The sequence below is a fragment of the Streptomyces dangxiongensis genome (assembly GCF_003675325.1).
Lineage (GTDB): Bacteria > Actinomycetota > Actinomycetes > Streptomycetales > Streptomycetaceae > Streptomyces > Streptomyces dangxiongensis.
Window position 1 is genome coordinate 2,632,224 of the sequence record NZ_CP033073.1, and the last position, 23,102, is coordinate 2,655,325.

Consider the following 23,102-nt stretch of genomic DNA (forward strand, 5'->3'; position numbering starts at 1 on the left):
GTCCCCCGGCGGTCCTGTCCGGGCCAGTGGGCCGGTGCCCGCCTCGCCGTGGGTCATGAGGTGGGCAGTACGCGCACCCTGTCCTACTCCGTACCACCAGGGTCGCTGGACGAAGGCCGGGCTGCGATATCGCCGAGGTGAGCTTCACACCCGGTCGGTAGCATCAGCGGTAGCATAAGGAGTATGAGCGAGCCCACTCAGAAGTACTCGATCACGATGCCCCGGGACATCGCCGACGCCGCCCGCGCCCGCAGTGGCCCTTCCGGCCTGTCCGCCTATGTCGCCGCCGCCGTCGCCCGGCAGATCGAGCGTGACAACCTCAACGAACTCATCCAGGTCGCGGAGGCGGAACACGGCCCCATCACCGAGGACGAGGTGCAGGCCGTGCGCGATCAGCTGCACCACGCACGCGCGCAGCAGGCCGGTGACGGGAAGAGTGCGGCGTGACGCCTCCGTCGGCCACCCCAGGCGGCACGCTGGTGCTCGACAGCGAAGGACTGGCCAAGGCCGTGCTGCGGGACCGAACGGTCACCGTCTGGCTCGCCCTCGCCCGCGCCGACGACCTGCGCGTGATCACGTCCGCGGCCACCCTGGTGGAAGTCGTTCACCCACGCGTCAACCGCCCCGCACTGGAATGGACCCTCTCCCGCGTCATCGTGGAGCCGGTCACCGAACCGATCGCCCGCCATGCTTCAGCCCTTCTGGCCGAGGCCGGCCTGCACGGCCACAGGCATGCGATCGATGCCATGCTGAGCGCGACCGCCCTCGCCGCCCCCGGGCCCGTCACCATCCTCACGTCGGACCCGGAAGATCTCAACGCACTCTGCGGGTCGCGCGCGACGGTCATCAAGATCTGAGTCCGTGGTCGTCGCTGTCGTCGGTGTGGGTGGGAACGCCGCCTCCGCTGTGATCACTCAGGTTCTGGCCCGGCGGGCCGAGTGGCGGAGGCTGGAGCGGGAGGAGCGGGTCCGGCTGGTGGAGCAGTGGGCTTCCGAGGATCAGCGGCGCATCGATCAGCTCCGGAGCGGTTACGTCCAGTTGCACGCGCATGACCGGCACTACCGGAACGCCATGCCGGTGTACGCCTACGTGCCGGTCCGGTGACCGTGGTGTGAGGCCTCCGCCGGGACCGGTCGGTCGGGAGGGGCGACGTATCATTCGGGGCGTGATCACCGGTGACATCAAGGCCAGGATCGACCGCGTCTGGGACACGTTCTGGTCGGGCGGAATCTCCAATCCCACGGACGTGATCGAGCAGATCACCTACCTGCTGTTCATCCGCCGCCTGGACGACCTGCACACCGCCGCGCTCCAGCGTGCTCAGGTGCTCGGCCGGCCCGTCACCGGCGGGATCTTCCCCGAGGGCACCGACGAGCAGGGCCGGGACTGGAACGACCTGCGCTGGTCGGTGTTCCGCAACCTCGATCCCGACCGCATGTACGAGGTCGTGGACAAGCGGGTCTTCCCGTTCCTCCAGACCCTGGGTGTGGACGGTTCCACGTTCTCGCAGCACATGGAGCACGCCCGGCTGACCGTCCCGAACGCGTACATGCTCGACAAGGTCGTCGGGCTGCTGTCGGACATCCCGATGCAGAACCGGGACACCAACGGCGACCTGTACGAGTACATGCTCGGCAAGCTGTCCACCTCGGGGACCAACGGCCAGTTCCGTACGCCGCGGCACATCATCGATCTGATGGTCAACATGACGGCTCCCCGCGCGGACGACGTCATCATCGACCCGGCCTGCGGCACCGCCGGCTTCCTGGTCGTGGCCGAGGAGTACGTGCGCAGGCACCACGCGCAGGTGTTGCGGACCGAGGAAGGGCGCCGGCACTTCCACCACGACATGTTCCACGGTTTCGACACCGACCCGCACATGCTGCGCATCGGCTCGATGAACATGCTGCTGCACGGGATCGAGAACCCCGACATCCAGCACCGGGACTCCCTGTCCCAGCAGGCGGGCCACGACGAGGACAAGTACTCGCTCATCCTGGCCAATCCGCCGTTCGCCGGGTCGCTGGACTACGAGCAGGTCAGCAAGGACCTGCTCAGGGACCTCAAGACCAGGAAGACCGAGCTGCTGTTCCTGGCGTTGTTCCTGCGGCTGCTCAAGCCGGGCGGCCGGGCGGCGGTGGTCGTGCCGGACGGTGTGCTGTTCGGTTCCTCGGCGGCGCACCGCAAGCTTCGCAGGACGCTGGTGGAGGACCACCATCTGTCGGCGATCGTCAAGCTGCCCTCCGGGGTCTTCAAGCCGTACGCGGGCGTCTCCACCGCGATCCTGTTCTTCACCAGGACCGGCGTGGGCGGCACGGACGACGTGTGGTTCTACGACGTGAAGTCCGACGGCATGAGCCTCGACGACAAGCGCACGATGCTGGTGCCGGCGGACCGGTTCGGCCCGGTGCCCGCCGGTGAGTTCGTGGAGGCCGACCACGAGCGGAACAACCTGCCCGACGTCCTGCGCCGCTGGGCCGAGCGCGAGACGTCCGAGAGGTCACGCCCGCGCACGGAGCAGTCCTTCACGGTCCCCCGGGCCGAGATAGCGGCGAACGACTACGACCTCTCCATCAACCGGTACAAGGAAGTGGTGCACGAGGAGGTCGAGTATCCCGAGCCCGCCGACATCATCGAGAACCTGAAGAAGCTGGACGCCCAGATCCGTACGGGTCTCGAGGAGCTGGAAGGGATGCTCGCGTGAGCGCCCCCTCGGCCGGGCCCGGCGACACCACCGCGCTGCGGGTGGGGGACGCCCTGGAGGAGTTCACCGAGACACTCGGGGCCGCCGAGGAGCCCCCGGTCCTCACCCTCACCGAGCGGAACGGATTCGTCCGGCAGGACGAGCGCTTCCACAAGCGGCTGGCCACCACCGACGTCTCCAAGTACAAGGTCATCCGGGAGAACGACTTCGCCTTCAACCCCTACCTGCTGTGGGCGGGTGCGCTGGCGCTCAACTCGCGGTTCGAGTCCGGGGTGATCTCACCGCTGTATCCGACCTTCAGGGTGCGGGACGGCTACGACCCCGCGTACCTGCGGTACGTCCTTCTGTCCGGCCCGATGATCCAGAAGTACGACTCGATCGCGTTCGGCTCGGTACCGCGGCGCCGGCGTTCCTCGGTGGAGGACTTCCTCGGTCTGACGCTTCCCGCGGTGCCGCCGGAGGCGGAACAGCGGCGGATCGCCCGGATCCTCGATCACACCGACGGTCTCCGGGCGAAGCGGCGGGCCGCGATCGCCCTCCTGGACGACGTCGTCGTCGCCGCGTACCAGAAGGAGTTCGCGGCGGACCGGCACATCGCCCGGACCACGCTCGAACACGTCCTCGTGGACGGTCTCTCCAACGGGCTGTCCCCCGCGACCGCGGGGAACATCACCGCTCGCGTGCTGACGTTGTCGGCGGTGACGAGCGGCGTGTACCGGCCTGCGGAATCCAGGGAGGCGGAGTTCGCCAAGAAGCCTTCCGCGGCCCAGCTCGTGGCGGAGAACTCCTTCCTCATCTCCCGGGGTAACGGGAACCCGGAACTGGTCGGAGTGGGGGTGGTGGGACGGCCCGACGCCGAGGGGCGCCCCCTGATCTTCCCCGACACCGTGATCGGCGGTGTCATAGACACCCGGCGAGCGGTTCCCGAGTTCCTGGCCGTGGCGTGGCGGACACCTGACGTGCGGGCGCAGATCAGGTCGGTGGCCAGAACGACCAACGGCACCTACAAGGTGAACCAGAAGGGCCTCGGCGCGATCACGTTCCCGCTTCCGGACCCGCACGACCAGGAACGGTTCGCGGCCGAGGTGCGGCAGGTCGACACCGTACGCCGGCGGTACCAGGCGCACCTGGCCGAGCTGGACACGCTGTTCGCCTCGCTCCAGGCCCGCGCGTTCCGCGGTGACCTCTGACGGTCGCCGTGTCCGCGGACCCCGCGGCGGCGGCGCTCGCTCACGATCATGGTCCGGCGGGCCTGGTGTGTGTGGCGTGGGGGCTGGTTGACTGATCACGGCAACGTCAAGGGGACGCGGGAGCGGGGGAGTTCCAGGGGTGGGTACGTTCGAGTTCGTCAAGGCCGAGTGGCCTGATCTGTACGAGTTGGCCGGCCGTGCCGAGCAGTACGCCCGCTTCGACCCGTACGCGTCCGGCATCTACTCCCGCCGCGCCCTGGAGGCCGCGGTCGGCTGGCTGTACGCCTACGACGGCGCGCTGGGCCGGCCGTACCGGGACGATCTCAACGGCCGCCTGGCCGAGCCGGCGTTCAGGGCCCTGGTCGGCCCCGATCTGCTGGACAAGATGCATCTGGTGCGCCGGACCGGGAACCGCGCGGCGCACGACACCACGATGACGAAGGTGACGGTGCAGCACGCGGTCGCCTCGCTGCGCGCGCTGTTCCACAGCCTGTACTGGCTGGCCCGCACCTACACCCGGCACCCCGGTTCGGTGCCGTCCTCGCTGACGTTCGACCCCGCCGCGCTGCCGGCGCCCGGCGCCACGGCCGGGACGCGGGACCCGGCCCGCAGGACGCGCGCGCAGATCGAGGCCCTGGACGCGGAGCTGGCGGCCGGGGCCGAGGCCCTGGAGGCGGAGCGGGCCCGGAACTCCGAGCTGGAGGCCGAGCTGGCCAGGGCGCTCGCGCAGGCGGCCAAGGAGGCCAACTCCAGGCTGGCGGACACGCACGACTACGACGAGGCGACCACCCGCAGCGATCTGGTCGACGCCCTGCTGGCCGAGGCCGGCTGGCCCCTGGCCGAGGACCGTGACCGGGAGTTCCCGGTGCCCGGGGCGGCGGCGGACGGTGGCACGGGGTACGCCGACTACGTGCTGTGGGGCGACGACGGGCTGCCGTTGGCCGTCGTGGAGGCCAAGCGCACCGGCCGGGACCCGATGGACGGTCTCAAGCAGGCCGAGATGTACGCCGACGGTCTGGAGAGGATGTACGGGCGCCGCCCGGTCATCTTCACCACCAACGGCAACGAGCACCGCATCTACGACGACGGCGGCTACCGGCACGGGCCCGGGTACCCGCCGCGGACGGTCGCGGGCTTCTACACCCGCGACGAGCTGGAGTGGATGCAGCAGCGCCGCAGGAACCGGCGGGCGATCCACGGCGTGCCGCTGCCCGGACGAGCCGCGGACATCGCCGGCCGGGACTACCAGAGCCGCGCCGTCCGCGCCGTCGCCGAGGAATTCGACGACCGGGCCCAGCGGGGAGCGCTGCTGGTCATGGCCACCGGCACGGGCAAGACCCGCACGGTGATCGGCCTGGTGGAGACCCTGCTGAAGGCCGGGTGGGTGCGTCGCGTGCTGTTCCTGGCCGACCGGAACGCGCTGGTGCGCCAGACGGTGCGCGCGTTCGGCAGGAACCTGCCGGACGTGCCGGCCGTGGACCTGCGGGAGGCGGACCAGGCCGACAAGGCCCGCGTCTACGTGTCCACGTACTCGAAGATGATGTTCGAGATCGACAGGTTCGACGACGACGGGACCCGCAGGTTCGGGCCGGGCTTCTTCGACCTCGTCGTCGTCGACGAGGCCCACCGGTCGGTGTACCGCAAGTACCGGCACATCTTCCGGTGGTTCGACGCGCTGCTGGTGGGCCTGACCGCCACCCCCAAGGACGAGGTGGACCGCAACACCTACTCGCTGTTCGGGCTCGAACAGGGCGTCCCCACCGACTTCTACCCACTGCACCGGGCCATCGAGGACCAGTGGCTCGTGCCCCCGCGCGTCATCGACGTGCCCCTGAAGTTCCCCCGGCAGGGCGTGCACTACGAGCAACTGTCGGACGAGGAGAAGGACCAGTGGGACGCACTGGACTGGGGTGAGGGGGCCGAACCGCCCGAGGACGTGGACGGCGAGGCCCTGAACGACTGGCTGTTCAACACGGACACCATCGACAAGGCCCTGAAGTTCCTGATGGAGAAGGGCCACCGGGTCGAGGCCGGTGACCGGATCGCCAAGACGATCGTCTTCGCGAAGAACCAGCGGCACGCCCGTTACATCGTGGAGCGGTTCGACCACGCCTACCCCCACCTGGCCGGCAAGGCCGCGCGCGTGATCATCTCCTCGGACGACCGCGCCCAGACGACCCTGGACGAGTTCTCCGACCCGGCCGGGCAGCCCGACATCGCCGTGTCCGTCGACATGCTCGACACCGGCGTGGACGTGCCCGAGGTCGCCAACCTGGTGTTCTTCAAACGGGTGTTCACCTCCTCGAAGTTCTGGCAGATGATCGGCCGCGGCACCCGTCTGCGTCCCGACCTGTACGGGCCCGGCCGGGACAAGGAGGACTTCTTCGTCTTCGACCTGCTCGGCAACGCGGAGTGGTTCAACCAGGACCTGCCTCGTGCCGAGGGACGGGTGGCCAGGTCGCTGCGCTCCCGCACGTTCGCCGCCCGCGTGGATCTGCTGCGCACCATCGACCTTCTTGACGATCCCGGTGCGGAGCTGGCCGGCTTGCGCGACGCCGTCGCCGCGCGGCTGCACGAGACCGTGACCGGGATGAACCTGGACAACTTCATCGTCCGCGACCACCGCTCCTGGGCGGAGGCCTACGCCGACCGCGGGGCCTGGTCACGCGAGCGGATCCGGGCCGCCGACCCCCAGGACCTGGGTGACCTCGTCGAGAACCTGGGCGACCTGCCCACCGCCGACCGCGGGGACGGCACGGACGAGAAGGCCAGGCGCTTCGACCTGATGATGCTCACTCTCCAACTGGGCACCCTGCGCCCGGACATCGACGTGGCACGGGTGCGGGAGAACGTGCGGGCCATCGCCTCGGCGCTGCTGGAGAACCGGGACGTGCACCAGATCGCGGCCCAGGTCGCGCTGCTGGACGACGTGGCCGGCGAGGAGTGGTGGCAGGACGTCACCGCTGCCATGGTGGAGGTCGCGCGCCTGCGGATGCGCGGCCTGGTCGGGCTGATCACCCGGGACCAGCAGAGAATCGTCTACACGGATCTGGCCGAGGAGTTGGGCGAGGTACGGGAGATCGAGCTGACCGCCGCGGCCAAGGGCGTCAACGCCAAGCGGTTCCGGCAGAAGGCGCAGGCCTATCTGGCCGGGAACCTGAACCACTTGGCCCTGCAGAAGCTCCGCCGGAACAGGACGCTGACCCAGCAGGACCTGGACGAGCTGGGCCGCATGCTCGTGGATGCCCGGATCGGTACGGAGGCCGACGTGCACGCCGCCGCCGAACGGGCCCACGGCCTGGGCAGGTTCGTCCGTTCCCTCGTCGGTCTGGAACGCGAGGCCGTCGAGGAGGCGTTCGCCGCGTTCCTCCAGGACGCGGGTGCCACCCGGGCCCAGCAGGACTTCGTGCGCCTGGTCATCGACCATCTGACCGACAACGGCGCGCTCGACCCCGGTCTGCTGTGGGAGGACCCGTTCAACCGGGACGACCCGTCCGGGGTCTCGGGGGTGTTCCCCGACCCGGTCCCGCTGGTCGAGGTCATCCGCCGGTTCAACAGCGGGGCCGACCTGCCGTCGTCCGCGACGGCCTGAGCCGACCGGGGGCGCAGGCCGGCCCCGCGGCCCGCGCGGAGGGCCGTGCACCCGCTCCGGTGCCGGTGCGGGTGGCGGTGCGGGTGGCACACCCCGTTGGGGCCCGGAGGCTTCGTTCAGGCGGACCGCTTCCGGGACGGTGTCTTCTTCGGGGCGGGCTTCTTCGCCGTGTCCTTCGCCGTGCTCGTAGCCGTGTCCTTCGCCGTGTCCTTGGGCGTGCTTCTCGCTGTCGTCGTCTTCCTCGCCGTGCTCTTCGCGGGCGCCGCCGTCTTCTTGGCGCCCTCTCCCGCCCCGGACGTCGATTTCCGTGCCGTGGCCGGCTTGCCGGCGGTGGCCTTCGTCGTCTTCTTGCCCCCGGTCTCCTTGGGCGCGGCCCGTCCCCGCAGCGGTCTGACCTCGGCCTCGCCGGTGGCCGCCCCGCGGGACTCGCGGGCCGCCCGCACGCTGTTCTCCAGCGCGGCCATCAGGTCCAGCACCTTGCCGCCGGCGGCGGGGGCCGGGGCCTCGGGCGGGGCCTCGCCGGCGGCCTTGGCCGCGATGACCTCCTCCAGCGCCTCGCGGTACTCGTCGTGCAGGTCCTTCAGGTCGACCTCGCCGAGGGTGTCCATGAGGGCGTCCGCGAGGTCGAGTTCCTTGTCGCGGATGGTCACGTCGGCGTCGGGGGCGATGCCCTCGGGGGCCCGTACCTCGTCGGGCCACAGCAGGCCGTGCATCACGATGGCGTCCCCGACGACCCGCAGCATGCCCAGGCGTTCCCGGCCGCGCAGCGCGTACTTCGCGACGGCGACCTTGTTGCCGCGCTTGAGGGCCTCGCGCAGGAGGGTGTACGGCTTGGCGGCGGGCGTTCCACCGGCCGCGAGGTAGTACGCCGCGCCCATCTGGAGGGGGTCGATCCGGTCGACCGGCACGAAGGCCACGATCTCGATGGTGCGGGCGGCCGGGATGGGCAGGTGGGAGAGGTCCTCGTCGGTGATCGGGATCATCGAACCGTCGGCGTCCTCGTACGCCTTGCCGATCTCGGCCTGGCTGACCTCGCGGTCCTCCAGTTCGCAGACCTTGCGGTAGCGGATGCGGCCGCTGTCCTCGGTGTGGATCTGGCGGAAGGAGATGGCGTGGTTCTCCGTGGCGTTCACCAGTTTGACCGGGATGGTGACGAGGCCGAAGGAGATGGCGCCGTTCCAGATCGATCGCACGTGCCGCACCCTGCCTTTCCCGCATTTTCCGGTACATCTGGGATTGTCATCTTATGACGCCTATCACAGAGGTGGAGGGGCGCCGGGTCACGCTCAGCAACCTGGAGAAGGTGCTGTATCCGGAGACCGGCTTCACCAAAGGGGAGCTGCTGCACTACTACGCGACCACCGCCGGGGCCCTGCTGCCGCACCTGCGCGACCGCGCGGTGTCCTTCCTGCGTTATCCGGACGGCCCCGGCGGACAACTGTTCTTCGCCAAGAACGTGCCGCCGGGTACGCCCGAGTGGGTCACGACCGCGAAGGTGCCGCGCTCGTCGGCGGACAGCCCGGCCCGGATGGTGGTGGTGCAGGACCTGCCCAGCCTGGTGTGGGCGGCGAACCTGGTCACCGAGTTCCACACCCACCAGTGGCTGGTCCAGACACCCGACGAGGCCGACCGGCTGGTGTTCGACCTCGATCCGGGTGCGCCCGCGCACGTCGTGGACTGCTGCGAGGTCGCCCTGTGGCTGCGTGAGCGGCTCGCCGCCGACGGGATCGAGGCGTACCCGAAGACGGCCGGGTCGAAGGGGCTGCACCTGCTGGCGGCGGTGCGCGGGAGTTCCTCCGAGCGGACGTCCGAGTACGCGAAGGCGCTGGCCGTGGAGGCGGAGCGGGCGATGCCCCGGCTGGTGGTGCACCGGATGAACAAGAGCCTGCGGCCCGGGAAGGTCTTCGTCGACTGGAGCCAGAACGCGGCCCGCAAGACCACGGCCACCCCGTACACCGTGCGCGCCCGCCGGGCCCCGCTGGTGTCCACGCCGGTGACCTGGGAGGAGGTCGCCGACTGCCGCAGCCCCGGTCAGCTTGAGTTCCGGGCCGGGGACATCGCCGCGCGGCTCCAGGACCTCGGTGACCTCATGGCCCCGCTGACGGACCCGGCGCGGGCCGCACCCCTGCCCTGACCCGCGCCCGGGGCGGGCGGTCCCGCTACACCCTCCCCCAGGTGTTCCGGTCCCGTGCCATCCCGTGCAGGGCCTCCACGTCCGCCGGCTTGAGGACCCCGCCCAGCCGGGCCAGGTCCGCCAGCTCGGTGTCCCGCAGGATCCGTACCCGGTACGGCTCCGCGGTCACGGTCACCTCGGCCGGGGCGGTGAGGACCAGCACCGGGCGGACCTCGGCGGTCAGGGCGTACGAGGCGCGGTCGGCGTCGGCGCGCAGGCGGCGCAGCAGCGGCTCGGCCGCGCGGCGGCCCAGGCCGACCATGGGGTCGGCGACCAGGACGCGCGTCCTGCGGGCGTCCAGGGCGTGGACGGCGAACAGGCCGCCGGGGCCGATCACCAGGTGGTGGATGCGGTCGCCGCCGGGCAGCGGGACGGAGTGCAGGGTGTGCCAGCCGGCGCCCTCCAGTCCGTCCAGTGTCTCGCCGGTGCTCTGCTCGGCGGCCAGGGCGCGCCGGCGGGGGTCGGGGCGCAGCCGGTGGGCGGGGCCGGGGTCGCGGTCGAGAGCGACGAGCAGGGCCTCGCCGGGACGGTTGGGGGCCAGGTCGTCGTCCGGGTGCAGGGTCAGCCGGGCGAGTTCCGCGGGGGTCGGGACCGGGGGCGGGCCCACGGTGACCGGGCCGGTGAGGAAGGGCCGCAGGGCGTGCAGCACGGCGTCCCTGCTGTCCTCGCCGAGCAGGTTGACCCGGCCGGTCTCACGGTCGTACCAGGCGACGTTGCTTCCGTCCGCGCGGCAGACGTACAGCCGTTCCCTGCCGTGCCGGCCGGCCGGCACCACGCGCAGTCCGCTCATGTGCCATCACCCCTCGACCATGGGAACAGGCGGGGTGCTCCCGGGGCAAGACCGGTTACCGTGGAGGACGGCCCCCGTGAGGGGGAGTTGGGGAGGCACCGGTGCGGACCCGCGGAAAGCAGCCCGACGTACCGGCGCCGGAGAGCCCGTGGAACGAGATCGTGCCCGGCCTGTGGATGGGCGGACACGAGTTCCGGGGCCGTTCCGGACGCCTGGAGTCCGTCGTCGTGCGTGACGAGTTCGATGTGGTGCAGACCCTGCTGCGGCTGCCGGGGTACGGGCCCGATCCGGGCGTGGAGCACCATGTGTGGCCGATTCCGGACGGGCCGCTGGACGGGACGCAGCTCGCCGGGGTGATGCGGCTGGCACGGGCCGTGGACGAGGCGCTGGACGCCGGGCGCCGGGTGCTGGTGCGCTGCTGTCACGGGTACAACCGGTCGGGGCTGGTCATCGGGCACGCCCTGGTGCGGCGGGGTGAGCGGGCCGACGAGGCCATCCGGCTGATCCGCGCCCGGCGCTCGGCGTGGGCGCTGCACAACGAGCTGTTCGTGGCGTACCTGCGGGCGGGCCTGCCGACCGTGCGGCTGCTGGAGGAGCTGGCCGAGTAGCCGCCCCCTCCCCCGGCGTCCCGTGCCGTGCGGGGAGCGGGCGGTCGGCACAGGCTGGGCACGTACCCCCGCGTACCCACGAATTAAGGTGGCGGGGATCGAACCCGACGCCCAGGAGCACCGTGCCAGCCCGTCGTCCCGCGCGCACCGCCCTCGCCGTGACCGCCGTCGTCCTGCTCTCGGCGACGGCGTCGGCCTGCGGGGACACCGGCGGGCTGCGGGGCGCCGGGTCGACCCCGGCCGCCGCCGGCCCCGTGAAGCTCTGGCCCGGACTGCGGCCGGCGGCCAGCCCGGCCTACCCGTACGACGTGGCCACCCGGGAGACGGTGAAGGGCGTGGCCGTGCCGGGGGACGACATCCGGAAGGTGGATCCGGTGGACGTCGTCGAGGCGGAGCTGAAGGCGCACCCGGCCGACTACGGGCCGAAGGGCACCTACCACGCCACCGTGGACCGGATGAAGGAGTGCCGTCCGGGGCGTGACCGGGCCCGCTGTCCGCTGCTGGAGCCGTACTACCGGGACCTCACCGGGGACGGCCGGCCGGACCTGACGCTCGGTTTCCGGTTGTACCCGACGAACCAGACGGGGGTGCGCGTCTACACCGTCGAGAAGCACGCGCTGGTGCAGGTGCTGGCCGACAACGACGCGATCACCGGGGTGGAGCTGGCCGGCCGGGCGCTGATCGAACGCTCGCCGGCCGACATCTCGGGCTACGAGTACCGCACCACCTGGGTGTGGGACCCGGGCCAGCGCGCGATGGTGTTCTCCCGCGACGAGTACCTGCACATCGGTGACGGCCGGCACGGCAGGACGCCGTCCGCGTCGCCGTCCGTGTCCCCGTCGGCCCCGCCCGAGTCACCGTCGGCCCCGTCGACTCCGTCCGTGTCGCCTTCCGCGAGCGGGCGATGAGGCCCGCGCTGCCCCACTGGGCCGGGACGCTCGCCGTCAAGGCCGCCGCGTTCATCACGGTGATGTGCTGTGCGCTGGCCGCGCTGCTCGGCGTGCTGGTGCACGTCTCGGTGACCAACCAGACCGTGGGGCAGGCCCGCGACCTGGCGCTGTCCCGGCTGACCGACGCGAGCCGGGCGTACGAGGCCGGGGACACCCTGCTGCCGGGCGCCGCGGTGGACCCCGCGGGGCTGCCCGCGCCGCTGCGGACGCTGGCGCTCTCCGGGGAGCGCGGCACGATGGTCTCGACGTACCGGGGACGCCCGACCATGTGGGCGGCGGGGCCCGTGGCCGGGCGCCGGGCGCTGGGCGTGGAGGTCGACTACTCGCAGCAGTCCCGCACCATCGCCGGCCTCGACCAGTCGATCCTGTGGTCGTCGGGGCTCGCCATCGGGGCGACCGTGCTGGTCGGCGCGTTCGCGGTGACCCGGGTGACCGGGCGGCTGCACGGTACCGCGCGGGTGGCCCGGCGGATCAGCGCGGGCGACCTGGACGCCCGGGTGAAGGATCCGCGGACGAAGGATCCGACCCGGCCGCAGGACGAGGTGGCGACGGTGGCCGCGGCCCTGGACTCGATGGCCTCGTCGTTGCAGGGCAAGCTGCTGAGCGAGCAGCGGTTCACCGCGGACGTGGCGCACGAGCTGCGCACCCCGCTCACCGGGCTGCACGCGGCGGCGGAGCTGCTGCCGCCGGGCCGGCCGACGGAGCTGGTGCGGGACCGGGTGGCGGCACTGCGCACGCTCACCGAGGACCTGCTGGAGATCTCCCGGCTGGACACCGGGCGGGAGCGGCTGGAGGCCGACACGGAGGAGCTGGGGGCGCTGGCCGGGCGGGTGGTGCGGGCGTCGGGTACGGAGACGGAGGTGCGGGTCCTGCGGGACGCGCGGGTGGAGACGGACCGGCGGCGCCTGGAGCGGGTGCTGGGGAACCTGGTGGCCAACGCGCACCGGCACGGTCGCCCTCCGGTGGTGCTGACGGTGGACGGGCCCGTGGTGACGGTGCGGGATCACGGCGGCGGGTTCCCGGAGTACCTGTTGGCGCACGGGCCACAGCGGTTCCGTACGGAGGGCGGGGCCAGGGGCCACGGGCTCGGGCTGACCATCGCCTCGGGGCAGGCGGAGGTGCTGGGGGCACGACTCTCGTTCGCCGACGCGGTGGACGGGGGTGCGGTCGCCACGCTGACGCTGCCCGGCGGCGAGTAGCGCTCGGGGCGCGGGTGCCTCCTGGTGAGGCGCGGGACGGGTGTGGGGTGCTCGCGCGGTTTCTCCTCGCCCCGTCCGGGGCCCGCCGGTCCGTGCGCGTGCCGTGCGCGTCGCGTGGCCGCCCCTCGCGCCGGCCGCGGTCGCCCCGTGTGCCGTTCCCCGCGCCGGCCCGTTGGGCGCAGCAAAAAGGGCAGCCTTCCGGGAGGCCTCCTAATGTGGCGGTTGGCCCGGTTCCGCCCCTTTTCTCGGAGGTACCCCCATGCGCCTGCGCCGCTCCCTCACCCGGTGTCTCGCCGTGGCCGTCGCCACCGGGGTCCTGGCCGGCGGCGTCGCGGTCGCGCCGGCCGTGGCCGACGACGGCCGGGGAACGGACGATGCCGGGTCGCGGCGCACGACGACCGCGGCGCACGACGACGACAGCGGGCCCTATCAGGGTGTCGTCACCGCCCGGGGCGGCCTGTGGCTGCGCGACCGGCCGGACCGGGGCAGCCGGCGGGTGCGGCTCGTGCCGGAGGGGGAGACCGTGTCGGTCTTCTGCAAGACGGGCGGCGAGCCCGTGCGCGGCAACCCGCTCTGGTACCTGCTCACGGACGGCACCTGGGCCTGGGGCCCGGCCGCCTACATCCGGAACGTCGGCCCCGCGCCACGCTGGTGCTGACGCGGCCGTCACACAACACCCACAAGTCGTCCCGTTTCGGTAGGTTCCGGGCATGACGAAGGCCGGAACCACCGTGGCGGCGGCCCCCGCTCCCGTACGCGCCCCCCGCCTCCCCCGGCGCCGGGGCATCGAACTCGCCCTGATCGTGCTGGCCGTCCTGTTGTCCGTGTACGGCTACTGCGCCGTGGGGCTGGCGCGCACCGGCTCCGTCCCGCCCGGTGCCGTCGGCTACGGCGCCGGACTCGGCGTGCTCGCCCTGTTCGCTCATCTCGCGGTGCGGATCAGGGCGCCGTACGCCGATCCGCTGCCGCTGCCCATCGGGGTGCTGCTCAACGGGCTCGGGCTGGTGCTGATCTACCGGCTGGACCTGGAGACGCCCGGCGACCGGGCGGCCCCCACCCAGCTCGTGTGGTCCACGCTCGGGATCGGGTTGTTCATCGGCGTCGTCCTGGTGCTGCGCGACCACCGGGTGCTCCAGCGCTACGCGTACGTGTGCGTGGTGGCCGCCCTGGTCCTGCTGGCGCTGCCGATCCTGTTCCCCGCGGTGAACGGCGCCCGGATCTGGATCCGGATCGCCGGGTTCTCCATCCAGCCGGGCGAGTTCGCGAAGGTGCTGCTCGCGGTGTTCTTCGCCGCCTATCTCGCCGCCAACCGCAGCGCGCTCGCGTTCACCGGCCGCCGGCTGTGGCGGATGCAGTTCCCGACCGGCCGGGTGCTCGGGCCGATCGTGACGATCTGGGTGGTGAGCGTGGGGGTGCTGGTGCTGGAGCGGGATCTCGGGACCTCGCTGCTGTTCTTCGGGCTGTTCGTGGTGCTGCTGTACGTGGCCACCGGGCGGACCGGCTGGATCGCGGTCGGGCTGCTGCTGGCCGTGGTCGGCGCCGTCGCCGTGGGGCGGCTGGAGCCGCATGTCAACGGGCGGATCGAGGACTGGCTGCACCCGTTCGCCACGATCCAGGCCGGGCAGGGCCCCAACCAGCTCGCCCAGTCCCTGTTCGCCTTCGCCGCCGGCGGCGTCCTCGGCACGGGGCTGGGGCTCGGGCACTCCATCCTGATCGGCTTCGCCACCAAGTCGGACTTCATCCTGGCGACCGCCGGGGAGGAGCTGGGCCTCGCGGGTCTCGCGGCCATCGTGCTGCTGTACGCCCTGCTGGTGGAGCGTGGCTACCGGGCGGGCCTGGCGCTGCGCGAGCCCTTCGGCCGGCTCCTCGCGGTCGGGCTGGCCTCGATCGTGGCGCTGCAGGTGTTCGTGATCGCGGGCGGGGTGACCGGGCTGATCCCGCTGACCGGGATGGCGATGCCGTTCCTCGCCCAGGGCGGCTCCTCGGTGGTCACCAACTGGGCGATCGTGGCGCTGCTGATCCGGGTGAGCGACTCTGCGCGCAGTCAGTACGACGGCCGGGAGGCGCCGTGACCGAGTACGGGAGCCTGCCGGAGCACGGGCGCCCGATGGCGAAGTACATCCGGCACGCCTGCGCGTTCTGCGCCCTGCTGCTGGCGGCGCTGCTGGTCAACGCGACCCGCGTACAGGTCGTGCAGTCCGGGCAGTACGCCGGCAGCCCCGCCGACCGCCGGGCCACGATCGCCCGGTACCAGCAGCCGCGCGGCGACATCCTGGTGGGCGGCGAGCCGGTCACCGGCTCCGTGGACACCGGCGAGCAACTGCGCTTCGAACGCAGCTACGTGGACGGCCCGTTGTACGCGCCGGTCACCGGTTTCGCCTCGCAGACGTACGGCACCACGTATCTGGAGCACGCCGAGGACGGGGTGCTCGCCGGCACGGATCCGTTGCTGTCGGCGCTGCCGCTGTGGAAGGACGTGACGCGCGCGCCGAACCGCGGCGGGGACGTCGTCACGACGCTGAACCGCCGGGCGCAGGAGGCCGCGTACCGGGGGCTGGCCGGCCGCAAGGGCGCGGTGGCCGCCCTGGACCCGGCCACGGGCCGCGTCCTGGCACTGGTGACCAGCCCGTCGTACGACCCGGCCGAGCTGTCCGGCAACAGCGAGGCGGTGGCCTCGGCGTGGTCCCGGCTCAACAGTGACCCGGAGAAGCCGATGCTGAACCGGGCGGTACGGCAGACCTATCCGCCGGGGTCGACGTTCAAGGTGGTCACCGCGGCGGCGGCGCTGGACGCGGGCGTGGTCACGGACCTGGACGCGCACACCGACTCCCCCGACCCCTACCGGCTGCCCGGCACCACGACCCGGCTGACCAACGAGGGCGACGGCTGCGTGGACGCCTCGGTGCGTGACGCGTTCGAATGGTCCTGCAATACGGTGTTCGCCAAGCTGGGCGTGGACGTGGGCGTGCGGGACATGGCGGCCACGGCACAGGCGTTCGGGTTCAACGACCCCGATCTGCGCATCCCTTTCGCCGCGGCGCCCAGCACCTTCGACAGCCGGGTGGACCGGGCGCAGCTAGCGCTGTCCTCGATCGGGCAGTACAACACGCGGGCCACGCCGCTGCAGATGGCGATGGTCGCTGCGGCGGTCGCCGACGGGGGCCAACTGCGGCCGCCGTATCTGGTGGAGCGCACCACCCGGCACGGCGGCGAGACGGTCACCGGCAGCGCGGCCCGTCCGGGGCGGCAGGTGATGCGGCCGTCGACGGCCGCCCGGCTGAGGGAGCTGATGGCCGGCGTGGTCGAGGAGGGCACCGGCACCCGTGCCGCCATTCCCGGCGCGATCGTCGGCGGCAAGACCGGCACCGCCCAGCACGGGGTGGGCAACTCGGGTGTGCCGTACGCCTGGTTCCTCTCCTGGGCGCAGTCCGTGGACGCGCCGGAGCCGCAGGTGGCGGTCGCGGTGGTGGTGGAGGACGCCTCGGCGGACCGGGGCGAGATCAGCGGGGGCGGGGACGCGGCGCCGATCGCGAAGGAGGTGATGCGGGCGGTTCTCGCGGGCTGAGACGGGGGGGACCGGTGGCATGGGAGCCGACCTACGGTGCGCCCATACCCTCCCCCGAGTTGAGGGACTTCGTCGACGCGCTCGACCCCGTCGGTGTGGCGGGACACGGACGCGTTGACGGCGTTCATGTACCAGGGCCGGCACCGGGAGCTGCTCGCCCGGCGGCGGGAGTGGTTCGAGCGGCCCGAGGAGGCGATGACCACGCTGTGGTGGGTGCCGGTCGGCCACCGCCCGGCGGTCGGCGAGGCGGAGGACCGGCTGCTGCACCTGCGGGCGCACGGTCCGACGCCGTACGCCTTCCCACTGCGGACCCCCTTCCCGCCGCAGGCGCCCGGGGAAGCGATGGCGGCCGGGCCCGCCGTGGAGGCGGTGGCCGTCAGCCGACCGGCTTGAGCATCTCGTCGCGGACCCGGAGGGTGTCGCGGGCGGCGGTGTCGAGGTCGATGTCGGCGCTGTCCTTCTTCTCCATGCCCACCGCGCCGACGATGGCCGCCGTGTTGCCGTCCGCCCAGGCGCAGACCGGGTAGGTGAGCGTCACGAGGGCGTTCTTCTGGATCAGCACCTCGCAACTTACGGGCGTGTCGGCGCCGGAGGGGGTGACGTCCCTCGCGGGCTCCCCGACCGTGACGCCGTCGGCCTCGGCGGCGCCCTTGAGCATCTTCCGCCGGACCGAGGCCTCGTTCTTGAACCGGCCGTACATCCCGGACACCAGCAGCGAGCCCTTGGTGTCGTCGCCGCCCGGGCTGTAGCGGGCGGTGACGGCGTGGATGTCCTTGGCGTCCCAGGCGCCGTCGGCCTCCCGCTCGACCTTCTTGCCCTCGGTGCCGGAGTAGTCCTGGGCGAAGACGTACCTGCCGTCCAGCAGCGTGTGCGGCAGCGTGAGCTTGTGCCGCGCCTCGGGGAAGCCGCTCTCGGCCGCCACCCCGAGCAGGACGAGCCCCACGACGCCCAGCGTGACGACACCGCCGACGATCCCGAGCACCAGGCCCACCCGGCGCTTCTTCGGGGGCGGGACCATGGGCGGCACACCGCCCCAGCCGGGGTACGGCTGCGGCGGGTAGGGCTGCTGCTGCGGATACGGCTGCTGCTGCGGGTATGGCTGCTGCGCGGGGTACGGCTGCTGCTGGGGGTACGGCGCGCCGTACGGGCCCGGGGCCTGAGGGGGCTGCTGGCCGTGCGGGTACTGCGGCTGCGGAGGCATGGACACGCCAGCACGCTACTGCATCCGGGGGAACGCACCGGCGCCGCGTCCACGCCGGCCGGCATCGCGCGCCCCGGTCCAACAAGTCGTGCGCGGGGGATTGACGAGCTTGCTGACAGGCAGTCTCATAAGAGGCACGACGACTACCCCCGGGTAACGAGGTGAGGGAGCCATGACGACCCTGACGGAAGAGGACGCACTGGACGGGCTGCGCGACGCGCTCGGCCTGCTGAAGGACCGGGAACAGGTGGCCGAACGCCTGCTCGTCTCTTCCGCCAAGCACTCCTTCGACCCGGACAAGGAGCTGGACTGGGACGCGCCCTTGGAGGAGGGCAAGTGGTTCTGGCCCCCGGAGCTGGTGTCGCTGTACGGCACCCCGCTGTGGCAGCGGATGAGCGAGGAGCAGCGCATCCTGCTCTCCCGGCACGAGGCGGCGGCACTGGCCTCGCTCGGCATCTGGTTCGAGCTGATCCTGATGCAGCTACTGGTCCGGCACGTCTACGACAAGGCGGCGACGAGCGCGCACGTGCGCTACGCGCTCACCGAGATCGAGGACGAGTGCAGGCACTCGAAGATGTTCGCCCGGATGATCACGCACGGCGGCACGCCCTGGTACCCGGTGAGCCGGGCCCACCAGAACCTCGGCCGCCTGTTCAAGACGGTCTCCACCACCCCCGGTTCCTTCACCGCCACGCTGCTCGGCGAGGAGATCCTGGACTGGATGCAGCGCCTGACGTTCCCCGACGAGCGGGTACAGCCGCTGATCCGGGGCGTCACGCGGATCCACGTGGTGGAGGAGGCACGGCACGTCCGGTACGCCCGTGAGGAGCTGCGGCGCCAGATGGTGACCGCGCCGAAGTGGTCGCAGGAGTTCACCCGGGTCACCTCCGGTGAGTTCGCCCGGGTGTTCTCGGTGGCGTTCGTGAACCCGCAGGTCTACACCGACGTCGGCCTCGACAAGCGCGAGGCCATGGCGCAGGTGAAGGCGAGCGGGCACCGGCGGGAGGTCATGCAGACGGGCGCGAAGCGGCTGACCGACTTCCTGGACGACATAGGGGTGCTGCGGGGCGTCGGCCGGCGGCTGTGGAAGTCCTCGGGGCTGCTGGCCTGACCCCCCGCACTCCACGGCGATTAGGCTGCGGGGCATGACCCCGTCCGCCACCCCCGCCTACCGCCGGCTCAGCGTCGACGAGCGGCGGCGTCAGCTCCTCGACGCCGCGCTCTCGCTCTTCGCGCACCGCGCCCCCGAGGACGTGTCCCTGGACGACGTGGCGGAGGCGGCCGGAGTCTCGCGTCCGCTGGTGTACCGGTACTTCCCCGGCGGCAAGCAGCAGCTCTACGAGGCGGCGCTGGGGTCGGCCGCGGAGGAACTCCAGCAATGCTTCGACGAGCCGCGCGAGGGCCCGGCGCTGCCCCGTCTGTCCCGCGTCCTGGACCGCTATCTGGCCTTCGTGGACGAGCACGACACCGGCTTCAGCGCGCTGCTCCAGGGCGGCAGCGTGGTGGAGACCTCCCGTACGACCGCCCTCGTGGACGGGGTGCGCCGGTCCGCCGCCCAGCACATCTGCCGGCACCTCGGCGTCCTCGACCCCGGCCCCCGGCTGCGGATGACCGTCCGCATGTGGATCACGGCCGTGGAGGCGGCGTCCCTGATCTGGCTCGACGAGGGAAAGCAGCCGCCGGCCGGGGAGCTGCGCGACTGGCTGGTCGAGCAGTTCGTGGCCGTCCTCACGGTCACCGCGGGCCGGGACCCGCAGACCGCCGCGCTCGTCGGCGCGCTCGCCGGGGATGGCCGAGACTGAACCCGTGAAGAGCCAGGACACACCCTTCGAGGGCGGGCCCATGGACGGCCGCGTGCTGCCCGTGCTGCTCGGCCCCACCGGGCACCCCCCGAAGACGTACCGCATCCCCGTACCGGACCCGGACGGCGGTCCGCCCACGGTGCTCGTCTACCACCGCGTGCCCCGCGGGCACAGCCGGCGGCTGGGCCTGATCCAGGGGTGGAAGTACCGGTACGCCCCCGAGGACCGGTCCGGCGGCCGGCCGAGGTGGCCCTGGTCCAGGCCGGACGCCACGCCGCCCGGCAAGCCGGAGGACCCGAACGGGTGACAGGGCTGCGCCGAACCGCGCACGCGCGGGGCGCGCCCCGCGCACATAATCGCCATGCTCGCGGTGCGATAAGCGGAAGAGATCCTTTCCGCTGCGCACCCGAGGTGATGACGTGTCAGGAATGTTCCCGCGCCTGGCCTGCGCGGCCGCGGTGGCGGCCCAGGCCGTCCTCGTGCCCGTACCGGCCGCCGCCGCACCGGATCCCCACCCGACGGTCGCCCGCCTGCTGACGGACCTTCAACGGCTGTACCGGCAGACCGAACAGGCCACCGAGACGTACAACGCCACCACGGAGCTGCTCGACCGGCAGCGCGCGGAGGTCACCCGCCTCGACGGTGAACTGACCCGCGCCCGGCTCGCCTCGCGGGGCAGCCGGAGCGACGCCGGGCGCCTGGCCCGGCAGCAGTACCAGAACAGCGGCGGCCTCGGCCCCTACGTCCGTGTCCTGTTCGCTCCCGACCCGCAGCACGCGCTGGACGAGGGCCACGTCATCGCCGAACTCGCCCGCGAGCACGCCCGGACGGTGGCCCGGCTGGCCGCCACGGAGAAGCGGAAGGACACACTGGCCCGCGAGGCCCGCAAGGCCCTCGACACCCGGCAGACCCTCGCCGGCCGGCAGCGCGGCCAGCGCGACGACATCCGGGCGCGACTGGCCGAGGTGGAGCGCATGCTGGCCGGTCTCACCCCGGAGCAGCTCGCGGCCGTGGCCCGGCTGGAGGAGCAGGGGGTCAGCGAGGCCCAGCGGAAGCTGACGACCGCGGGCGCCCTGCCCGCCGACCGCCCCGCCTCACCGGCGGGCGACCGCGCGGTCGACTACGCCCTGGACCAGCTCGGCAAGCCGTACCGGTGGGGTGCGCGGGGCCCGGACGCGTACGACTGCTCGGGTCTGACGTCCCAGGCGTGGTCCCGAGCGGGAACTCCGCTCCCGCGCACCAGCCGGGAACAGTGGGACCGGCTGCGGAAGGTCCCGCTGAACCAACTCCGGCCAGGAGACCTGGTCGTGTACTTCCCCGACGCCACACACGTGGCGATGTACGTGGGCGACGGCAAGGTCGTGCAGGCACCCAGACCGGGCGCGAAGGTGGAGATCTCCGCGATCGCCAGCTATCCGATCCTCGGCGCGGTACGGCCCGACCCGGACGGACGGGTCTAGTGGTTGCAGAACTGCTTCGCCGCCGCGGCGGCGCCGTCGTTGTAACCCCTCTGCCAGTTCGAGTCCACCCGGTGAGCGTGGTCGAACTGCTGCTGCTGGTTCTTCTTGCAGTCCTTCTTCAGGTCCGCGAAGCCGTCACTGAAACCCTGCCGGTACTGCGCCTTGGCGTTGTTCTGCTGCCCCTGCCTCACGAACCCGCACTTGGCCATGGAGGTGCCGACCTGATGGGCGGTCACGAATCCCCTGGCGCCGGTGATCGTCGTGAAGAAACGTCCGTTGGCATTCGCTTTCACGCTGCCGTCCGCTCCGGCGGAGGAGTCGACGACAACGGTCTTGTTCGCCTTGAAGCCATTGCCGCTCACCTGGACGGCGTTCTGGCCGTTGGCCATCCTCACCGAGCAGCTCGATGATGCCGCCGCCGCTGTTGTGACGGAGAACGTCATGGACCCCAGCGCCAGTGACGACACCGCCAGTGGTGCCAGCACAGCCAGACGGGCACGTCGACCGTTCATGGGAACACTCCTAGGTGGTTTGTCCCCCCTCTGACCCCTGCTTCCCAGCCTCCCTCCGCCGGTGCGAGGTGTCAAAAGGGGGACGGACCCGCCGGAGCGCGGTCAGGCTCCGGCGACCGACGCCAGGTAGGCGGCCGTCTTGTCCGGCTCGTAGAAGAAGTTCCCGAAGTCGGCCGGATCGTCGAACGCGTTGGCGAACCGATCCGCCACCGGCTGGAGTTGGCCGGCCGCGCCGATGAGGTTGAGCACGTGCTCCGGCGGCGGCGCCAGCATGGCGTTCGTCCACTTGGTGACGTGCTGGGCGGTGGCCCAGTACCGGTCGAAGGTGGCCCGCATCCACTCCTCGTCGAACGGCTCGTCACCCCGCTCCAGGATCGACGCGAGGTACGCGGCGGCGCACTTGGACGCCGAGTTGGAGCCCTGGCCGGTGATCGGGTCGTTCGCGACGACCACGTCTGCCACACCGAGGACCAGGCCGCCGGAGGGCAGCCGGCCGATGGGGTTGCGGACGGTCGGGGCGTACCGGCCGGCCAGCGTGCCGCCGGCGTCGGTCAGTTCGGCCTTCGTGGCCCGCGCGTACTCCCACGGGGTGAACTTCTTCATGAGTTCCAGGGTCAGGGACAGGTGCTCCGCCGGGTCCTTGACGCCCTTGAAGACGTCGAGCGGGCCGCCGGGTATGCCCTCCCAGAACAGGATGTCGGCACGGCCCGAGGTGGTCAGGGTCGGCATGACGAACAGCTCGCCGACCCCGGGGACCAGGTTGCAGCGGACCGCGTCGAAGTCCGGGTGCTCGGGACGCGGGCCGACCCCGTGGACGTACGCCACCGCGAGCGCGCGCTGCGGCTCGCTGTACGGGGAGCGCTCGGGGTCGCGGGCGAACATCGACACCAGTTCGCCCTTGCCGGCGGCGACGAGGACGAGGTCGTAGGTGCGGGAGAAGTAGTCGAGGTCGCCGACCGCGGCGCCGTGGATGACTAGCTGGCCGCCGCGCTGGGCGAACGTCTCCATCCAGCCGGCCATCTTCACCCGCTGGTCCACCGACTGCGCGTACCCGTCGAGCCGGCCCACCCAGTCGATCGCCCGCTGGGTGGGGCCCGGGTCGTGCGAGCCGGGGGCCGCGACCGAGACGCCGAGGCCCTCGATCCGCGGGGCCTGGGACTCCCAGAAGTTCACCTGGAGGTCGCGCTCGTGCCCCAGCGCCGTGTCGAACATGCACTGCGTCGACATGACCCGGCCGGAGCGGATCTCGTCCGCGGTCCGGTTCGACATCAGGGTGACCTCGTAGCCGTGCGACTGGAGGCCGAGGGCGAGCTGGAGTCCGGACTGGCCGGCTCCGACGACGAGAATCTTCCGCAT

At 72.1% G+C, this 23,102-nt stretch carries 22 protein-coding genes and 1 pseudogene; 18 read left to right on the forward strand and 5 right to left on the reverse strand.

The annotated features are described in order from the left end of the window. Nucleotides 1-183: 183 nt before the first annotated feature. The 6 genes from D9753_RS11475 (at nucleotide 184) to D9753_RS11500 (ending at nucleotide 7,486) form a co-directional block, all read left to right on the forward strand. A complete protein-coding gene (locus D9753_RS11475) occupies nucleotides 184-447 on the forward strand; it encodes a CopG family transcriptional regulator (RefSeq protein WP_121786923.1) in 264 nt (87 codons plus the stop codon). Then, nucleotides 444-857 carry a type II toxin-antitoxin system VapC family toxin gene (locus D9753_RS11480; RefSeq protein ID WP_121786924.1) on the forward strand — a complete coding sequence of 138 codons (414 nt, stop codon included), beginning with the start codon at nucleotides 444-446 and terminating at the stop codon, nucleotides 855-857. Before D9753_RS11475 ends, D9753_RS11480 begins: the two co-directional genes overlap by 4 nt. A gap of 49 nt (nucleotides 858-906) precedes the next feature. Beyond that, nucleotides 907-1,104, forward strand: coding sequence for a hypothetical protein (locus tag D9753_RS11485; RefSeq protein WP_121786925.1), 198 nt, complete (start codon nucleotides 907-909; stop codon nucleotides 1,102-1,104). Nucleotides 1,105-1,165: 61 nt separating this feature from the next. Beyond that, nucleotides 1,166-2,704: a type I restriction-modification system subunit M gene (locus D9753_RS11490; RefSeq protein ID WP_121786926.1), complete on the forward strand. Its 1,539-nt coding sequence runs from the start codon at nucleotides 1,166-1,168 to the stop codon at nucleotides 2,702-2,704. Then, nucleotides 2,701-3,894, forward strand: a complete 1,194-nt coding sequence (locus tag D9753_RS11495; protein ID WP_121786927.1) for a restriction endonuclease subunit S domain-containing protein — start codon at nucleotides 2,701-2,703, stop codon at nucleotides 3,892-3,894. The genes D9753_RS11490 and D9753_RS11495 overlap by 4 nt, the downstream gene beginning before the upstream one ends. Nucleotides 3,895-4,033: 139 nt before the next feature. After that, entirely contained in the window at nucleotides 4,034-7,486 is a 3,453-nt protein-coding gene (locus D9753_RS11500) for a DEAD/DEAH box helicase family protein (protein WP_121786928.1), read from the forward strand. 116 nt (nucleotides 7,487-7,602) lie between these two features. Here the strand turns inward: D9753_RS11500 and ku are convergent, their stop codons facing one another. Then, complete coding sequence (ku, locus tag D9753_RS11505; RefSeq protein WP_163010675.1) at nucleotides 7,603-8,679, reverse strand: non-homologous end joining protein Ku; 1,077 nt, start codon at nucleotides 8,677-8,679, stop codon at nucleotides 7,603-7,605. A gap of 53 nt (nucleotides 8,680-8,732) precedes the next feature. On the opposite strand from ku, the gene ligD reads away from it, so the two are divergent. Then, a complete protein-coding gene (gene ligD / locus D9753_RS11510) occupies nucleotides 8,733-9,620 on the forward strand; it encodes a non-homologous end-joining DNA ligase (RefSeq protein WP_121786930.1) in 888 nt (295 codons plus the stop codon). Nucleotides 9,621-9,645: 25 nt separating this feature from the next. Here ligD and D9753_RS11515 read toward each other — a convergent pair whose 3' ends face one another. Then, nucleotides 9,646-10,449 carry a nuclease-related domain-containing protein gene (locus D9753_RS11515; RefSeq protein WP_121786931.1) on the reverse strand — a complete coding sequence of 268 codons (804 nt, stop codon included), beginning with the start codon at nucleotides 10,447-10,449 and terminating at the stop codon, nucleotides 9,646-9,648. Between the two features lie 101 nt (nucleotides 10,450-10,550). Here D9753_RS11515 and D9753_RS11520 point away from each other — a divergent pair, with 101 nt between their 5' ends. The 7 genes and pseudogenes from D9753_RS11520 (at nucleotide 10,551) to D9753_RS11550 (ending at nucleotide 17,164) form a co-directional block, all read left to right on the forward strand. After that, complete coding sequence (locus tag D9753_RS11520; protein WP_163010676.1) at nucleotides 10,551-11,057, forward strand: protein-tyrosine phosphatase family protein; 507 nt, start codon at nucleotides 10,551-10,553, stop codon at nucleotides 11,055-11,057. 122 nt (nucleotides 11,058-11,179) lie between these two features. Next, a complete protein-coding gene (locus D9753_RS11525; protein ID WP_121786932.1) occupies nucleotides 11,180-11,965 on the forward strand; it encodes a hypothetical protein in 786 nt (261 codons plus the stop codon). Continuing rightward, on the forward strand, nucleotides 11,962-13,206 hold the full coding sequence (locus D9753_RS11530; RefSeq protein ID WP_121786933.1) for a sensor histidine kinase: 1,245 nt from the start codon (nucleotides 11,962-11,964) through the stop codon (nucleotides 13,204-13,206). Before D9753_RS11525 ends, D9753_RS11530 begins: the two co-directional genes overlap by 4 nt. 259 nt (nucleotides 13,207-13,465) lie before the next feature. Beyond that, the gene (locus tag D9753_RS11535; RefSeq protein WP_121786934.1) at nucleotides 13,466-13,864 is read left to right on the forward strand and encodes an SH3 domain-containing protein; all 399 of its coding nucleotides are present in this window, start codon (nucleotides 13,466-13,468) and stop codon (nucleotides 13,862-13,864) included. Nucleotides 13,865-13,916: 52 nt separating this feature from the next. Next, the gene (locus tag D9753_RS11540) at nucleotides 13,917-15,278 is read left to right on the forward strand and encodes an FtsW/RodA/SpoVE family cell cycle protein (protein ID WP_121786935.1); all 1,362 of its coding nucleotides are present in this window, start codon (nucleotides 13,917-13,919) and stop codon (nucleotides 15,276-15,278) included. A gap of 35 nt (nucleotides 15,279-15,313) precedes the next feature. Continuing rightward, nucleotides 15,314-16,771, forward strand: a complete 1,458-nt coding sequence (locus D9753_RS11545) for a penicillin-binding transpeptidase domain-containing protein (RefSeq protein ID WP_205614380.1) — start codon at nucleotides 15,314-15,316, stop codon at nucleotides 16,769-16,771. Nucleotides 16,772-16,815: 44 nt separating this feature from the next. Continuing rightward, a pseudogene (locus D9753_RS11550) lies at nucleotides 16,816-17,164 on the forward strand (DUF3291 domain-containing protein). Here the strand turns inward: D9753_RS11550 and D9753_RS11555 are convergent. Then, nucleotides 17,148-17,972 carry a hypothetical protein gene (locus D9753_RS11555; RefSeq protein WP_240468446.1) on the reverse strand — a complete coding sequence of 275 codons (825 nt, stop codon included), beginning with the start codon at nucleotides 17,970-17,972 and terminating at the stop codon, nucleotides 17,148-17,150. The pseudogene D9753_RS11550 and the gene D9753_RS11555 overlap by 17 nt on opposite strands. 172 nt (nucleotides 17,973-18,144) lie before the next feature. On the opposite strand from D9753_RS11555, the gene D9753_RS11560 reads away from it, so the two are divergent. From D9753_RS11560 to D9753_RS11575, 4 genes are all read left to right on the forward strand, one after another. Further along, entirely contained in the window at nucleotides 18,145-19,083 is a 939-nt protein-coding gene (locus D9753_RS11560) for an AurF N-oxygenase family protein (protein ID WP_121786938.1), read from the forward strand. 34 nt (nucleotides 19,084-19,117) lie between these two features. Next, nucleotides 19,118-19,774: a TetR/AcrR family transcriptional regulator gene (locus D9753_RS11565; RefSeq protein WP_121786939.1), complete on the forward strand. Its 657-nt coding sequence runs from the start codon at nucleotides 19,118-19,120 to the stop codon at nucleotides 19,772-19,774. Nucleotides 19,775-19,778: 4 nt separating this feature from the next. Continuing rightward, on the forward strand, nucleotides 19,779-20,081 hold the full coding sequence (locus D9753_RS11570) for a hypothetical protein (RefSeq protein WP_121786940.1): 303 nt from the start codon (nucleotides 19,779-19,781) through the stop codon (nucleotides 20,079-20,081). Nucleotides 20,082-20,193: 112 nt separating this feature from the next. Next, nucleotides 20,194-21,234, forward strand: a complete 1,041-nt coding sequence (locus tag D9753_RS11575; RefSeq protein WP_121786941.1) for a C40 family peptidase — start codon at nucleotides 20,194-20,196, stop codon at nucleotides 21,232-21,234. Here D9753_RS11575 and D9753_RS11580 read toward each other — a convergent pair. Next, a complete protein-coding gene (locus tag D9753_RS11580; RefSeq protein ID WP_163010677.1) occupies nucleotides 21,231-21,746 on the reverse strand; it encodes a hypothetical protein in 516 nt (171 codons plus the stop codon). The genes D9753_RS11575 and D9753_RS11580 overlap by 4 nt on opposite strands. A 102-nt stretch (nucleotides 21,747-21,848) precedes the next feature. Continuing rightward, the gene (locus D9753_RS11585; RefSeq protein WP_121786943.1) at nucleotides 21,849-23,102 is read right to left on the reverse strand and encodes a styrene monooxygenase/indole monooxygenase family protein; all 1,254 of its coding nucleotides are present in this window, start codon (nucleotides 23,100-23,102) and stop codon (nucleotides 21,849-21,851) included.

Coding starts and splice junctions, on each gene's coding strand:
- D9753_RS11540 (WP_121786935.1), top strand. CDS start 13,917: ATGACGAAGGCCGGAACCACCGTGGCGGCGGCCCCCGCTCCCGTACGC.
- D9753_RS11535 (WP_121786934.1), top strand. CDS start 13,466: ATGCGCCTGCGCCGCTCCCTCACCCGGTGTCTCGCCGTGGCCGTCGCC.
- D9753_RS11565 (WP_121786939.1), top strand. CDS start 19,118: ATGACCCCGTCCGCCACCCCCGCCTACCGCCGGCTCAGCGTCGACGAG.
- D9753_RS11475 (WP_121786923.1), top strand. CDS start 184: ATGAGCGAGCCCACTCAGAAGTACTCGATCACGATGCCCCGGGACATC.
- D9753_RS11580 (WP_163010677.1), bottom strand. CDS start 21,746: ATGAACGGTCGACGTGCCCGTCTGGCTGTGCTGGCACCACTGGCGGTG.
- D9753_RS11560 (WP_121786938.1), top strand. CDS start 18,145: ATGACGACCCTGACGGAAGAGGACGCACTGGACGGGCTGCGCGACGCG.
- D9753_RS11530 (WP_121786933.1), top strand. CDS start 11,962: ATGAGGCCCGCGCTGCCCCACTGGGCCGGGACGCTCGCCGTCAAGGCC.
- D9753_RS11545 (WP_205614380.1), top strand. CDS start 15,314: ATGGCGAAGTACATCCGGCACGCCTGCGCGTTCTGCGCCCTGCTGCTG.
- D9753_RS11515 (WP_121786931.1), bottom strand. CDS start 10,449: ATGAGCGGACTGCGCGTGGTGCCGGCCGGCCGGCACGGCAGGGAACGG.
- D9753_RS11555 (WP_240468446.1), bottom strand. CDS start 17,972: ATGCCTCCGCAGCCGCAGTACCCGCACGGCCAGCAGCCCCCTCAGGCC.
- ligD (WP_121786930.1), top strand. CDS start 8,733: ATGACGCCTATCACAGAGGTGGAGGGGCGCCGGGTCACGCTCAGCAAC.
- D9753_RS11585 (WP_121786943.1), bottom strand. CDS start 23,102: ATGCGGAAGATTCTCGTCGTCGGAGCCGGCCAGTCCGGACTCCAGCTC.